11 protein-coding genes are annotated in these 13433 nt (G+C 63.1%); 7 read left to right on the top strand and 4 right to left on the bottom strand.

What is annotated here, in order from left to right; translation table 11 throughout:
- The first annotated feature begins 3 nt into the window (after positions 1-3).
- Genes QLQ16_RS01585 through xth form a run of 6 tightly spaced genes read left to right on the top strand, consistent with a single transcriptional unit; the run spans position 4 to position 4649 of the window.
- Positions 4-411, top strand: a complete 408-nt coding sequence (locus QLQ16_RS01585; protein WP_283222930.1) for a DUF2069 domain-containing protein — start codon at positions 4-6, stop codon at positions 409-411.
- A 34-nt stretch (positions 412-445) separates the two neighbouring features.
- On the top strand, positions 446-1888 hold the full coding sequence (locus tag QLQ16_RS01580; protein ID WP_283222929.1) for an FAD-binding oxidoreductase: 1443 nt from the start codon (positions 446-448) through the stop codon (positions 1886-1888).
- A 34-nt stretch (positions 1889-1922) separates the two neighbouring features.
- Positions 1923-2762, top strand: a complete 840-nt coding sequence (locus QLQ16_RS01575) for a thymidylate synthase (RefSeq protein ID WP_283222928.1) — start codon at positions 1923-1925, stop codon at positions 2760-2762.
- Positions 2763-2793: 31 nt separating this feature from the next.
- Positions 2794-3282: a dihydrofolate reductase gene (locus tag QLQ16_RS01570; RefSeq protein ID WP_283222927.1), complete on the top strand. Its 489-nt coding sequence runs from the start codon at positions 2794-2796 to the stop codon at positions 3280-3282.
- Between the two features lie 9 nt (positions 3283-3291).
- Entirely contained in the window at positions 3292-3864 is a 573-nt protein-coding gene (locus QLQ16_RS01565) for a DUF4337 domain-containing protein (RefSeq protein ID WP_283222926.1), read from the top strand.
- Positions 3865-3881: 17 nt separating this feature from the next.
- The gene (xth, locus tag QLQ16_RS01560; RefSeq protein WP_283222925.1) at positions 3882-4649 is read left to right on the top strand and encodes an exodeoxyribonuclease III; all 768 of its coding nucleotides are present in this window, start codon (positions 3882-3884) and stop codon (positions 4647-4649) included.
- Positions 4650-4793: 144 nt separating this feature from the next.
- Here xth and QLQ16_RS01555 read toward each other — a convergent pair whose 3' ends face one another.
- The 4 genes from QLQ16_RS01555 to QLQ16_RS01545 are packed head-to-tail and all read right to left on the bottom strand — an operon-like array spanning position 4794 to position 9915.
- Positions 4794-5771: an alpha-E domain-containing protein gene (locus QLQ16_RS01555; RefSeq protein ID WP_283222924.1), complete on the bottom strand. Its 978-nt coding sequence runs from the start codon at positions 5769-5771 to the stop codon at positions 4794-4796.
- The gene (locus QLQ16_RS15790; RefSeq protein WP_431310364.1) at positions 5771-5902 is read right to left on the bottom strand and encodes an alpha-E domain-containing protein; all 132 of its coding nucleotides are present in this window, start codon (positions 5900-5902) and stop codon (positions 5771-5773) included. The genes QLQ16_RS01555 and QLQ16_RS15790 overlap by 1 nt, the downstream gene beginning before the upstream one ends.
- A 16-nt stretch (positions 5903-5918) precedes the next feature.
- The gene (locus QLQ16_RS01550; RefSeq protein ID WP_283222923.1) at positions 5919-7370 is read right to left on the bottom strand and encodes a circularly permuted type 2 ATP-grasp protein; all 1452 of its coding nucleotides are present in this window, start codon (positions 7368-7370) and stop codon (positions 5919-5921) included.
- A 58-nt stretch (positions 7371-7428) separates the two neighbouring features.
- The gene (locus QLQ16_RS01545; protein ID WP_283222922.1) at positions 7429-9915 is read right to left on the bottom strand and encodes a DNA internalization-related competence protein ComEC/Rec2; all 2487 of its coding nucleotides are present in this window, start codon (positions 9913-9915) and stop codon (positions 7429-7431) included.
- Positions 9916-10036: 121 nt separating this feature from the next.
- On the opposite strand from QLQ16_RS01545, the gene QLQ16_RS01540 reads away from it, so the two are divergent.
- Positions 10037-13429: a transglutaminase family protein gene (locus QLQ16_RS01540; protein ID WP_283222921.1), complete on the top strand. Its 3393-nt coding sequence runs from the start codon at positions 10037-10039 to the stop codon at positions 13427-13429.
- The last annotated feature ends 4 nt before the right edge of the window (positions 13430-13433 follow it).

The following is a 13433-nucleotide window of genomic DNA, read 5'->3' as shown; positions in this document are numbered from 1 at the left end:
GCCATGAACACAAATACTGACAACATCCCCTCTGGCGTGAATTTCACGCGCTGGCTTGCCGTGGGCAGCTTGCTCGGCCTGATTTTGGTGGGCTTGGCCTGGGAGTTGTGGCTGGCGCCGCTGCGCCCGGGCGGCTCGTGGTGGGCCATCAAGGTGCTGCCTTTGTGCCTGCCGCTGGCCGGTTTGCTCAAACACCGCATGTACACCTACCGCTGGGTGAGCCTGCTGGTTTGGCTGTACTTCACCGAAGGCGTTGTGCGCGCTTGGGGCGACAAATGGCCCTCCAATGGCCTGGCCCTGCTGCAAGTGATCTTGTGCACCAGCTTGTTTGTGGCTTGCGCCTTGCACGTGCGCATCCGCATCCAAGCCGCCAAGGCGACGGGCAACTTTGTGCCCGTGCCCAAGAATTGAGTTTTCTTGTTTTCAGCCACCGGCTGACCTGCTCATGACCGACCTGCCCAGCCACGACCTGATTGCCCAACTGCGCCAGATTTGCGGCGCGGCCCACGTGCTCACCCACGACGACCCCGGTGCCGACCTCAGCCCCTGGGAGCAAGACTGGCGCAAACGCGTGCGAGGCCATGCCCTGGCGGTGGTGCGCCCCGCCAACACCCCAGAGGTGGCCGCCGTGGTCAAGGCCTGCGCCGCAGCGGGCGCGTCCATCGTGCCGCAAGGTGGCAACACCGGCCTGGTGGTGGGCGGCGTGCCCGACAACTCGGGCACCCAGATTGTGCTGAGCATGACCCGCATGAACGCGGTCCGCGCGATCGACCCGGCCAACTTGACCATCACCGTGGAAGCCGGTTGCGTGCTGCAAAACCTGCAGGCTGCGGCCGAAAACGCTGGATTTTTGTTCCCACTGAGCCTGGGCGCCGAAGGCAGCTGCACGATTGGCGGCAACCTGGGCACCAACGCGGGCGGCACCCAAGTGGTGCGCTACGGCAACACGCGCGAGCTGTGCCTGGGCCTGGAAGTGGTCAATGCCCAAGGCGAAGTCTGGAACGGCCTGACAGGCCTGCGCAAAGACAACACCGGCTACGACCTGCGCAACCTGATGATCGGCAGCGAAGGCACGCTGGGCATCATCACCGCTGCCACCATGAAGCTCTACCCCCTGCCCGCCGCGCAGCTGACCGCTTGGGCCGCAGTGCCCAGCATGCAAGCGGCGGTGGATCTGCTGGGCCTGGCCCACCAGCGCCTGGGCCCGGGCCTGACAGGCTTTGAAGTCATGAACCAGTTTGCACTCGGCCTGGTGGACAAGCATTACCCGCAGTTGCGCGTGCCGCTTTGGCAAGACACGCCCTGGTGCGTGCTACTCGAAAACTCCGACAGCGAGAACGAAGCCCATGCGCGTGCTCAATTTGAAGCCTTGCTCGAAGCCGCACTGGAAGCTGGCTGCGTGAGCGACGCGGTGGTGGCCGAAAACCTGACGCAAGCCAGGGGCCTGTGGCACATCCGCGAAAGCATCACCTTGGCGCAGGCCGAAGAAGGCCTGAACATCAAGCACGACATCAGCATCCCGGTCTCGCGCATCCCGGCCTTTGTGGCCGAGACCGATGCCCTGCTAGCGCGCGAAGTGCCCGGCGTGCGCATGGTGGACTTTGGCCACTTGGGCGACGGCAACCTGCACTACAACGTGCAAGCCCCCGAAGGCGTCGATGGCCAAGTCTTTTTGCGCGACAACGAAGAACGCGTCAACACCTTGGTGTTTGAGCAAGTGGCCCGATACGACGGCTCGATCAGCGCCGAGCATGGCGTGGGCGAACTCAAAGTGGGCAAGCTGCCCTTGTACAAAGATCCCACCGCGCTGGCCATGATGCGGGCCGTGAAAAAAGCGCTGGACCCGCAGAACCTGCTGAACCCAGGACGGGTCATCAACTGCCCGTGATCTGACAAATTCGACAGCATTTACACTCCACCCCATGAACACGCCCGCACGCCCCATCCGCAGCCAATACGAAGACTTCATGCGCCATGTCTACACGACCGGCGTGCAAAAAGGCGACCGCACCGGCACCGGCACGCGCAGCGTGTTTGGCCACCAAATGCGGTTTGACCTGAACGAAGGTTTCCCGCTGATCACCACCAAGAAGGTATTTTTGCGGGCCATCATCGTGGAGCTGCTGTGGTTTTTGCGCGGCGACAGCAATGTGAAATGGCTGCAAGAGCGCGGCTGCACCATCTGGGACGAGTGGGCCCGCGAAGACGGTGACCTCGGCCCGGTGTATGGCGTGCAGTGGCGCAATTGGCCCACGCCCAGCGGCGGGCACATCGACCAGATCCAGCAGGTGATGGACACGCTGAAAAGCAACCCCGACTCGCGCCGCATCATCGTGAGCGCCTGGAACGTGGCCGAGCTGGACCAAATGGCGCTGATGCCTTGCCACGCTTTCTTTCAGTTCTATGTGGCGCCGCCCCAAAAGGCGGGCGACAAGCCCAAACTCAGCTGCCAGCTTTACCAGCGCAGCGCCGACATCTTTTTGGGTGTGCCCTTCAACATCGCCAGCTATGCACTGCTGACCCACATGATCGCGCAGCAATGCGACATGGACGTGGGCGACTTCATCTGGACCGGTGGCGATTGCCACATTTACTCAAATCACCACGAACAGGTCGAGCTGCAGCTGAGCCGCTCGCCCATGGCCTACCCCACGCTGAACATCAAGCGCAAGCCCGCTTCCATCTTTGACTACGAATTCGAAGACTTCGAGGTCTTGGGCTACGAGTGCCATCCGGCCATCAAAGCGCCCGTGGCTGTTTGACACATTGCTGAGGCCTTGGCGCCTGCCTGAGATGAAACTTCACCTGATCTATGCCCGCGCCCGCAATGGCGTGATCGGCGTCCACAACACCTTGCCCTGGCACCTGCCCGAAGACCTGGCGCACTTCAAGCGCACCACGCTGGGCCAGCCGGTCATCATGGGCCGCAAGACCTGGGATTCGCTGCCGCCCAAATTCCGCCCCCTGCCCGGCCGCGTCAACATCGTGGTCACCCGCCAAACCGATTGGCAGGCCGAAGGCGCTGTGCGTGCTGGCTCCATCGACGAAGCCCAAAACCTGTGCCCCGAAGCCACCGATGCCTGGGTGATCGGTGGTGCCGAGATTTACGCGCAGGCCGAACCGCACGCCAGCACCGCAGTGGTCACTGAAATTGACCAGGACTTCGAGGGGGATGCATTCGCCCCTACACTCGGCGCGGGCTGGCAAGAAGTCCGGCGCGAACAGCATGTGGCAGCCAGTGGCCTGCCCTTCAGTTTTGTCACATACCAACACCCTATCTGAGGAGACACCATGTCTGGACAAGGTTTTCACGTTCACGGCCCGCACGACCATGAGTTGGAGCACGCCGCCCAAGGCCACGGCGACGGACACACCAGCTCGATCGCCATGTTCACCGCCGTGATCGCCACGGTGGGGGCCCTGTTTGGCTACATGGGCGGAGCCACGCAGGCCAATGCAGGCCTGTACAAAAACAACGCGGCCATCAAAAAGACCGAAGCCTCCAACCAGTGGAACTACTACCAAGCCAAGAGCAGCAAGCAAAACCTGAGCGAGCTGGCTCTGGAATTGTCACCCGGCAAAAAAGAGTTCTACCAAGACGAGATCAAGCGCTACAAGGGCGAAAAAGCCGAAATCAAGGCCGGTGCTGAAAAGCTCGAAGCCGAAGCCAAAGCCTGGGACCAGCGGTCTGACGAACAAATGCACCAGCACCACCGCTGGGCGCAGGCCACCACCGTGCTGCAAGTGGCCATTGCCATGGCCGCGATTGCCCTGCTGTCCAGAAAGAAATGGCTGGAATACGTCATGTACGGCGCAGGCGCTGGCGGCGTGGTTGTCGGCGTTTTGGCTTACCTGCACATTTGAGAGAGACACACGGCTTCATGAACATCGCGACCTGGAACGTCAACTCGCTGTCGGTGCGCTTGCCTCAGGTGCTGGACTGGCTCGCCGCCAACCCCACCGACGTGCTGGCCCTGCAAGAACTCAAACTCACCGACGACAAATTCCCGGTCGCAGCTTTCAAGGAAGCCGGTTACCAGGCCCACTGGTTTGGCCAGAAGACCTACAACGGCGTGGCGCTGATCTCGCGCACCGAGGGTGTGGACCTGGTCAAGAACATCCCCGGCTTTGAAGACGAGATGTCGCGTGTGATCGCGGCCACCTACGGTGATTTGCGGGTGATCGGCGCGTATTTCCCCAACGGCCAGGCGCCTGACAGCGACAAGTTCGCCTACAAGATGCGCTGGCTCGATGCGCTGCGCGACTGGGTCAAGGACGAAATGACACGCCACCCGAATCTGGTGCTGATGGGCGACTACAACATCACCTTTGACGAGCTGGATATGTGGGACCCGGTGGGCCTCAAAGACACCATCCACTGCACGGTGGAAGAGCGCGAAAAGCTCCAAGCCCTGACCGATCTGGGCCTCACGGACAGTTTCCGTTTGTTTGAGCAGCCCGAGAAAAGCTACAGCTGGTGGGACTACCGCGAGTTTGGCTTTCGCCGCAACCGCGGCCTGCGCATCGACCACATCCTGATCACCCCAGCGCTCAAGGACCGCGCCACCGCCTGCGTGATCGACCGCGCCCCACGCAAGAATGAACGCCCCAGCGACCACGCCCCCGTGGTGTTGACGCTGGGCGATTGATCGGTCAAATCGTCACTGCGAGGAGCGCAGCGACGCGGCAGTCCAGATGTCTCGTCAAGCGCGCAGCTGGATTGCCAAGCTTCGCTCGCAACGACGATTGCACGCCAAGAGCTGTGCCTGCTTAACTTCTCGCGCCAGGACGGTTTATGCCGCTGACGGCATCAAGAACTCCCGGCTGATGCGGCCGCCCAGCACGTTCACGCGGTCCAAAAACTGCGTCAGGTAAGCGTGCAAGCCGGTCGCCAAAATCTCGTCGATGCGGCCAAAGGCCAGTTCTGAGCGCAGACGGCCTGCGTGGCGCAAGGTGTCGCTTTCGCGGTCGTGCGAGACCAGCGCCAAGTTGGACACCACCTCATTGAGGCTGGCGTGCAAAGAGCGCGGCATGTCCGAGCGCAAGATCAAAAGCTCGGCCACCCGCTCGGGGCGGATCACATCGCGGTACACCTTGCGGTAGACCTCAAAGCCGCTGACGCTGCGCAAGATCGCGCTCCAGTGGTAGAAGTCGTATTCCTGCGTGCTCTCGGCCTCGGAGGTGCCGTACTGCGGTGCGCCAAAAAAGTCGTTGTTCATGGCGTGGAACTTCACATCCACCAAACGCGCCGTGTTGTCGGCCCGCTCCAAAAACGTGCCCATGCGCATGAAGTAAAGCGACTCGTCCATCAGCATGGTGCCCACCGTCACGCCGCGTGACAGGTGCGAGCGGAACTTCACCCACTCAAAAAACTGGCCCGGATCGCGCTCGAACTCTCCGCTCTTGAGCATGCGGTTGACTTCGAGCCAGGTCTGGTTTTGCGTCTCCCAGACCTCGGTGGTCAGGGTCCCGCGCACCGCACGGGCGTTCTCGCGTGCGGCGCGCAGGCACGAGATGATCGAAGATGGGTTGTCCACGTCCTTGACCATGAAAGCCATCACATCGCGTGGCGTGATGGTTTTGTACAAAGCCAAATAGGACGGCAGCAACTCGCTGATCGACAAGATGCCTTCCCAACCGGCTTCAACGGCAGCAGCTGATTGCGGCAGCAAGGAGGTTTCGTAACTGACGTTCAACATCCTTGCGGTGTTCTCGGCCCGCTCCATGTAGCGGGACATCCAGAAAAGGTGGTCGGCGGTACGGCTCAGCATCAGATAACTCCCTTGAGGCCGAAAACCCCGCAAGCGCTGCGCGCTCGGCCGTGTTTTGGCGAAACTTCGTTTTCGGCCCGCTCCATGTAGCGGGACATCCAGAAGAGGTGGTCGGCGGTTCTTGAAAGCATGTGTGTTCTCCCCTTTTCAGTCCTGCAATATCCAGGTGTCTTTGGTGCCGCCGCCTTGTGACGAGTTCACCACCAAAGAGCCTTCTTTGAGCGCGACGCGCGTGAGGCCACCGGGCACCATCTGCACCGTGCGGCCAGACAGCACAAAGGGCCGCAGGTCGATGTGCCGTGGCGCGACGCCACTGTCCACAAAGGTGGGGCAACTCGACAGACTCAAGGTGGGCTGCGCGATGTAGCCCTCGGGGTTGGCCAACAGGGCGCCACGGAAGCGCTCGATTTCTTCTTTGGTGGAGGCCGGGCCGACCAACATGCCGTAGCCGCCTGCGCCGTGCACCTCCTTGACCACCAAGTCTTTCAGGTTGGCCAAGGTGTACTGCAGGTCGTCGGGTTTGCGGCACTGATAAGTGGGCACGTTCTTCAAGATCGGTTCTTCGCCCAGATAGAACTTGATCATGTCGGGCACATAGGGGTAGATCGATTTGTCGTCGGCCACGCCGGTACCCACCGCGTTGCAGATCGCCACATGGCCCGCTTTGTAAGCTTCCATCAGGCCAGCGCAGCCCAGGGTCGAGCTGGGGCGGAACACGTTGGGGTCCAAAAAGTCATCGTCCACCCGGCGGTAGATCACGTCCACCCGCTTGGGGCCGCGTGTGGTGCGCATGTAAACGAACTTGTCTTTGACAAACAGGTCTTGCCCTTCGACCAGCTCCACGCCCATCTGCTGCGCCAAAAAGGCGTGCTCAAAATAAGCGCTGTTGTACATGCCGGGCGTGAGCACCACCACCGTGGGCTCGGCCGTGGTGGCGGGGCTGCTGGCACGCAGGGTCTCCAGCAGCAAGTCGGGATAGTGCGCCACCGGGGCCACGCGGTGCTGGCTGAACAACTCGGGGAACAGCCGCATCATCATCTTGCGGTCTTCCAGCATGTAGCTCACGCCACTGGGCACGCGCAGGTTGTCTTCGAGCACGTAGTACTCGCCATTGCCCGAACTGTCGGGGGCGCGCACGATGTCGATGCCGCTGATGTGTGAATAGATGTTGTTGGGCACATCCACGCCCACCATTTCGGGGCGGAACTGGGCGTTGTTTTCGATCTGCTCGCGCGGGATGACGCCCGCTTTGAGGATGTCTTGGTCGTGGTAAACGTCGTGGATGAAGCGGTTGAGCGCCGTGACGCGCTGCACCAAACCGGCTTCCATGCTCTTCCACTCTTGGGCGGCGATCACGCGGGGGATCAGATCAAAAGGGATCAAACGCTCGGTGCCCGAGCCGTCTTCGTCTTTGTCACCATAGACCGCAAAGGTGATGCCCACGCGGCGAAAGATCATCTCGGCTTCTTCGCGGCGAGCGGCCATGGTCTGGGGGTCTTGCGCCTGCAACCAACGGGCATAAGCCTCGTAGTGTTTTCTCACCTCGCCCGCATCGCCCGCAGCAGGCAAGCGGCTGTACATCTCGTCAAATTGGCGCATAGCTCATTACTCCTGAGCAAAGGATAGCAAGATGCATACCAATCGCACTTGACCCGCGTCAAGGCGGTGCGTGGTGCCAATAGCGGCGGGAACGTTCGCGCTCGCAAACGACCTGCTCGGGCGCATCGCTGCGCCAAGTGGCTGCGCCGCAGTGGGGGCTGTCGATCAAACGGATGTGCAAGGCCTGATACCGCGCCACCACCGCAGGCGCAGGATGCCCAAAGCGGTTGCGGTAACCCGCTTGCACCAGCGCCAGCCGCGGCTGCAAAGCCGCCAAAAATTCGGGTGTGGACGAGGTCTTGCTGCCGTGGTGCGGCACCAAGAGCAGGTCCACCGGGTCCAGACCAGCGGCCACCAGCGCCCGCTCCTGCGGCGCTTCGATGTCGCCGGCCAGCAGCACCGAGCGCGCCCCGTCGCTGATGCGCAGCACACAGCTCAAAGCATTGGGTTTGGCCAGAGGCTCTGCCCCATCAAGCGCCCCGGCTGTCGGGTGCAGCACCTCAAACTGAACACCGTCCCATGCCCAGCGCTGGCCACGCTGGCAAAGTTGCATCGTACGGGCCATGCCCCACAAAGGATGCGAAGCCTCCAACGAGGACATGAGCCCAGCCTGCGGCTGCATGGCCAGCACCGCCGCGGCACCACCGGTGTGGTCGCTGTCGCGGTGGCTGAGCATGAGCACATCGAGCTTTTCGGCGGTCTGCGACAGCAAAGGCACCAGCACCCGATGCCCCGCGTCGCTCTCGGCAGAATAACGCGGCCCCGCGTCGTAGAGCAAGCTGTGCTTGGCCGTGCGCACCAAAACAGCGTTACCTTGCCCCACATCGGTGATGAGCAATTCATAAGTTCCCAATGCGGGACGAGGCGCCGTCCAAAACAGTGCGGGCCACAGCAAAGTCAGGCTGGCGAGCTTCCAGGATCGGGGCCAGGCCGACACCCACAAGAGCGCCGCCACCAGCGCCAGCAGGGCAAAGCCCCCAGGCGGCAATGCCAGTTGCACACTGGCTGCGGGCCAAGCGGCCAGCCACACCAGCAAGGCGGTCAAGGGCTCGAGCGCCCATGCGGCCCACACGGCCAGACCCGGCCACAGCACGCCCAACATGGCCAGCGGCGTGACCACAAAACTCACCCACGGAATGGCCACCAGATTGGCCAGCAAACCCACCAGCGACACCTGCCCAAAAAACAGCAAACACAATGGCGCCAGCGCCAGCGTGACCACCGATTGCTCGCGCAACAATCCCCACAGCCGCCCAACCCATGAACGCACCCATGCGGGGCACCACGGCGCACCTTCTTTGGCACCCAAGCGGTGCACAACTGCGCTGCGTTGATCGGTCCACAGCAGCACCGCCACCGCCACAAAACTGAGCCAAAAACCGGGCTGCAACAGCGCCCAAGGGTCCAGCGCCAACACCACGGCTGCAGCCAACAGGCACACCTGACCCGCCGCCCATTGCCTGGCCGACAGGCGCAAAAGCGTCACCACGCCCAGCATCCACACGGTGCGCTGCGCGGGCACGCCCCAGCCGCTGAACACCGCATACAAAACCGCCAAACCCAGCCCCGCCACGGCCCCCACCTGCGGCGCAGGCCAGCGCAATGCACCCTTGAACCCCCACCGCGCCGACTGCCGCCAACACCCAGCCATAGCCACGGCAGCCAGCCATGCGAACATGGTCACGTGCAGGCCCGAAATGCTCATCAGGTGCGCCACGCCGGTGGCACGAAACACGTCCCAATGGCTGCGGTCAATCGCCGCTTGATCGCCCGTGACCAGCGCCACCACGATGCCCGCCACGCTGGCATGCTCAGGCGCCAGGCGGTTTTGCAAGCGATCGCGCACGCTTTGCCGCCACCACTCCACCGGGTGCGCCCAGGTTTGTGCCAGGCGCTCTGGCGGTGGGTGGGCTGCGCCTGTGCGCACGGTGCCTGTGGCGCCCAGGCCCTGCTCCCACAGCCACAGTTCGTAGTCAAAGCCGCGTGGATTCATGTTGCCGTGCGGGGCCTTCAGGCGTGCGCGTAAGCGCCAGCGCTCACCGGCTTGCACCGGCTCGGGCAGGGCCGACAGGTTCCAGCCGCTGTCGCTCACGCCGTCTTGGCCATACCAGCCCAAATAGACGTGGCGGGGCACACGCACCGCTTGACCGCCTTGCACCCGGTGGGCCGTTTCCACCTCAAAGCGAAAGCGCCAGCCGATGTCTTGGCGCTGCGGCATGGCCTGCACCACGCCCACCAAGACCAGGTCTTGGCCCTCCAGAGCGGGATCGATGGCCTGCACCTTGAGTAGCGCATGGCCTGCGGTGACGGCAAAAGCCAACACGCCAACCGCGCCACACACAGCCATTGGCCGCCATGCGCCAAAGCGCCGTGAATGCCCACGCCCCCGCAGCGCCAGCCCAGCCAGGGCCGCAAAGGTGGCGGCAAACGTGACCGCATAACTGGACGCAGACCACAGCGCCACTTGCTGCAACTGCACCGCCACCCCAGCGCACCAGGCCAGCAACACAGGCGATAAGCCCCGGGCCCAGCGCAAGTTGTGCATCTTCAGCCTCCCTGAATGGCTGTTGTGGGGCGCCAGCGTCTGGCCTGGCGCGTGTCTTGCTAGTTTAAAAAGCCCAAGCTGCACTTGTCATGCGTGCAGCCCCTGTTGCGCTGTTAGAAATATGTCGATACACGTTGCCCTGCACCACGTCACCCACTACACCTACGACCGTCCTGTTCAGCTGGGCCCCCAAGTCATCCGCCTGCGCCCTGCCCCCCACAGCCGCAGCCGCATCCTGAGCTACAGCCTGAAAGTCGAGCCCGAAGAACATTTCATCAACTGGCAGCAAGATGCGTTTGCCAATTACCAGGCACGCTTGGTCTTTCCCCAGAAAACCACCCAATTCAAGGTCACGGTGGACGTGGTCACCGAAATGGCCGTGTTCAACCCCTTCGACTTCTTTTTGGAGCCCTCGGCCGAGGAAGTGCCCTTCAAGTACACCGATGTGGTCAAGGAAGAGCTGCAGTCTTACCTGGTCAAAGAAAACAAGACCCCAAAGTTCAAGAAATACCTGTGCAGCCTGGACCGCAAGCGCCAGCGCACGATCGATTTCCTGGTGCAGATCAACCAGCGCCTGCACCAAGACATCCGCTACACCATCCGCATGGAGCCGGGCGTGCAAGCGCCCGAGGAAACGCTGACCCTGAAAAGCGGCTCCTGCCGCGACTCGGCTTGGCTTTTGGTGCAGCTGTTTCGCCACATGAACATCGCGGCCCGTTTTGTGTCGGGCTATTTGATCCAGCTGGCCCCCGATGTGAAATCGCTCGATGGGCCCAGCGGCACCGAGGTCGACTTCACCGACCTGCACGCCTGGTGCGAGGTCTACCTGCCCGGCGCAGGCTGGGTGGGACTGGACCCGACCTCGGGTCTGCTAGCCGGTGAAGGCCACATTCCGCTGGCCTGCACACCGCAGCCCTCGGCGGCCGCCCCAATCGAAGGCCTGATGGACAAGGCCGAGGTCGAGTTCAGCCACGAAATGAAGGTGACCCGCATCCACGAATCGCCCCGCGTGACCAAGCCTTACACCGAAGAACAATGGGCCGATGTGTTGAGCCTGGGCGACAAGGTGGATGCCCAACTGCTGGCCCAAGACGTGCGCCTGACCATGGGCGGCGAGCCCACCTTTGTGGCCACCCAAGACCGAGATGCCGCCGAATGGAACACCGACGCCTTGGGCCCGACCAAACGGGGCCTGGCCACCGAGCTGGTGCACAAGCTGCGCCAGCAATACGGCCAAGGCGGCTTTTTGCATTTCGGCCAAGGCAAGTGGTACCCCGGCGAGCAGCTGCCGCGCTGGGCGCTGAGCATCTATTGGCGGGCAGACGGCAAGCCCTGCTGGCACAACCCCGCGGCCTTTGCCGACGAGCGCGAGCCCAGCCACTACACCAGCGCCGATGCCAAACGCTTCATGCTGGGCCTGACCGAGCAGCTGGGCTTGGGCAGCCAAACCGTACTGCCCGGCCACGAAGACGCTTGGTACTACCTCTGGCGCGAACGCCGTCTGCCCGTCAACGTGGACCCGTTCGATGCACGCCTGGACGATGAGATGGAGCGCAACCGCCTGCGCCGCGTCTTCAGCCAAGGTTTGGAACAAGAGGTGGGCTATGTCTTGCCCCTGCAACCTTTGGACACCGGCAACCCGGCCATCTCCTCGTGGGAGACGGGCCGCTGGTTCTTGCGTGAAGAGCGCATGTACCTCATGCCAGGCGACTCGCCCATGGGCTGGCGCTTGCCGCTGGACTCCCTGCCATGGTCTGCCCCCACCGACCGCTTGCACATGATCGAGCAGGACCCTTTTTCACCGCACCTCACGGCCCGCACCGCCCTGCCTGCCGCGCCCATCACACTGCAAACCCGACACAGCAGCCAGGCTGTGCCTGCGCAAGCGGCCAAGCGCTTTGAGTCGGACCCGTCGGTGGTGCGCACCGCTTTGTGCGTGGAAGTGCGCGACCCGAACCGCGCCAACGGCCCCAAGGTCGAGGCCGATGCCCTGAAAAAAGGTGAGAAGTCTGGCGTCTTGTATGTCTTCATGCCGCCGCTGGCGCGTCTGGAGGACTACCTGGCCCTGGTGAGCGCGGTGGAAGCCACCGCCTTGAAGCTGGGCATGAGGGTGGTGATGGAAGGCTACCCGCCACCACGCGATCCGCGCCTGAAACTGCTGCAGGTCACGCCCGACCCCGGCGTGATCGAGGTCAACATCCACCCGGCCCACAACTGGGCCGAGCTGGTCGACCACACCGAGTTTTTGTACCAAGCGGCCTTTGAGACGCGCCTGTCCGCCGAAAAATTCATGACCGATGGCCGCCACACCGGCACCGGCGGCGGCAACCACATGGTGATGGGGGGCGCCACGCCCGCCGACAGCCCCTTCTTGCGCCGCCCCGAACTGCTGGCCAGCTTGATCCTGTATTGGCACAACCACCCGTCTTTGAGCTACTTGTTTTCCGGTATGTTCATCGGCCCCACCAGCCAGGCTCCGCGCGTGGACGAGGCCCGCAACGACCAGGTCTATGAGCTGGAAATTGCGCTGCGCGAGATCATGCGCAACCGCCAGAAGTACGGCGCCGACATGCCGCCCTGGATCGTGGACCGCACCCTGCGCAACATCCTGATCGACGTCACCGGCAACACGCACCGCAGCGAGTTTTGCATCGACAAGATGTACTCACCCGACAGCAGCACCGGGCGTCTGGGCCTCTTGGAGCTGCGCGCATTTGAGATGCCGCCGCACGCCCGCATGAGCATCGTGCAGCAGTTGCTGCTGCGCGCCCTGGTGGCCCGCTTCTGGGACGCGCCTTATGCAGCCCCCGTGACCCGCTGGGGCACCGAGCTGCACGACCGCTTCATGCTGCCGCACTGGATCCACAAGGACTTTGACGACGTGCTCACCGAGCTGGGCGATGCGGGCTTTCACTTTGACCCGAGCTGGTTCGCGCCACATTTCGAGTTCCGCTTTCCGCTGGTCGGCCAAGTCAAAGTCGACGGCGCGGTGGTGACCCTGCGCAATGCGCTGGAGCCTTGGCACGTGATGGGCGAAGAAAACGGCGCAGGCGGCACCGCCCGCTATGTGGACTCGTCGCTCGAGCGCATCGAAGTGCACGTGACCGGCATCAACCCTTCGCGCCACATGCTCACCGTCAACGGCAAGCCCCTGCCCTTGCAGCCCACCGGCGTGGTGGGCGAGTACGTGGCCAGCGTCCGCTACAAAGCCTGGAACCCGCCGTCGTCCTTGCACCCGAGCATCGGTGTGCATGCGCCTTTGACGGTGGACCTGGTGGACACCTGGATGAAGCGCTCGCTGGGCGGCTGTCAGTACCACGTGGTCCACCCCGGTGGCCGCAATTACGACACCTTCCCGGTCAACGCCTACGAGGCCGAAAGCCGCCGCTTGTCGCGCTTCTTCCGCATGGGCCACACGCCCGGCGCCATGAAGCAACTGGCGGCTCTCGGCCCCAACGTGACCCTGCACGCCAGCCCAGAGTTCCCGTACACCCTGGATTTGCGCAAAGCCTGAGCGA

The organism is Limnohabitans lacus, from assembly GCF_030053395.1.
Classification (GTDB): domain Bacteria; phylum Pseudomonadota; class Gammaproteobacteria; order Burkholderiales; family Burkholderiaceae_C; genus Limnohabitans_A; species Limnohabitans_A lacus.
This window is presented reverse-complemented; position numbering and strand designations above follow the sequence as displayed.

Excerpts from the sequence above, each read along its gene's own strand:
- QLQ16_RS01585 (WP_283222930.1), top strand. The coding sequence starts at position 4 with ATGAACACAAATACTGACAACATCCCCTCTGGCGTGAATTTCACGCGC.
- QLQ16_RS01580 (WP_283222929.1), top strand. The coding sequence starts at position 446 with ATGACCGACCTGCCCAGCCACGACCTGATTGCCCAACTGCGCCAGATT.
- QLQ16_RS01575 (WP_283222928.1), top strand. The coding sequence starts at position 1,923 with ATGAACACGCCCGCACGCCCCATCCGCAGCCAATACGAAGACTTCATG.
- QLQ16_RS01570 (WP_283222927.1), top strand. The coding sequence starts at position 2,794 with ATGAAACTTCACCTGATCTATGCCCGCGCCCGCAATGGCGTGATCGGC.
- QLQ16_RS01565 (WP_283222926.1), top strand. The coding sequence starts at position 3,292 with ATGTCTGGACAAGGTTTTCACGTTCACGGCCCGCACGACCATGAGTTG.
- xth (WP_283222925.1), top strand. The coding sequence starts at position 3,882 with ATGAACATCGCGACCTGGAACGTCAACTCGCTGTCGGTGCGCTTGCCT.
- QLQ16_RS01555 (WP_283222924.1), bottom strand. The coding sequence starts at position 5,771 with ATGCTGAGCCGTACCGCCGACCACCTTTTCTGGATGTCCCGCTACATG.
- QLQ16_RS15790 (WP_431310364.1), bottom strand. The coding sequence starts at position 5,902 with ATGCTTTCAAGAACCGCCGACCACCTCTTCTGGATGTCCCGCTACATG.
- QLQ16_RS01550 (WP_283222923.1), bottom strand. The coding sequence starts at position 7,370 with ATGCGCCAATTTGACGAGATGTACAGCCGCTTGCCTGCTGCGGGCGAT.
- QLQ16_RS01545 (WP_283222922.1), bottom strand. The coding sequence starts at position 9,915 with ATGCACAACTTGCGCTGGGCCCGGGGCTTATCGCCTGTGTTGCTGGCC.
- QLQ16_RS01540 (WP_283222921.1), top strand. The coding sequence starts at position 10,037 with ATGTCGATACACGTTGCCCTGCACCACGTCACCCACTACACCTACGAC.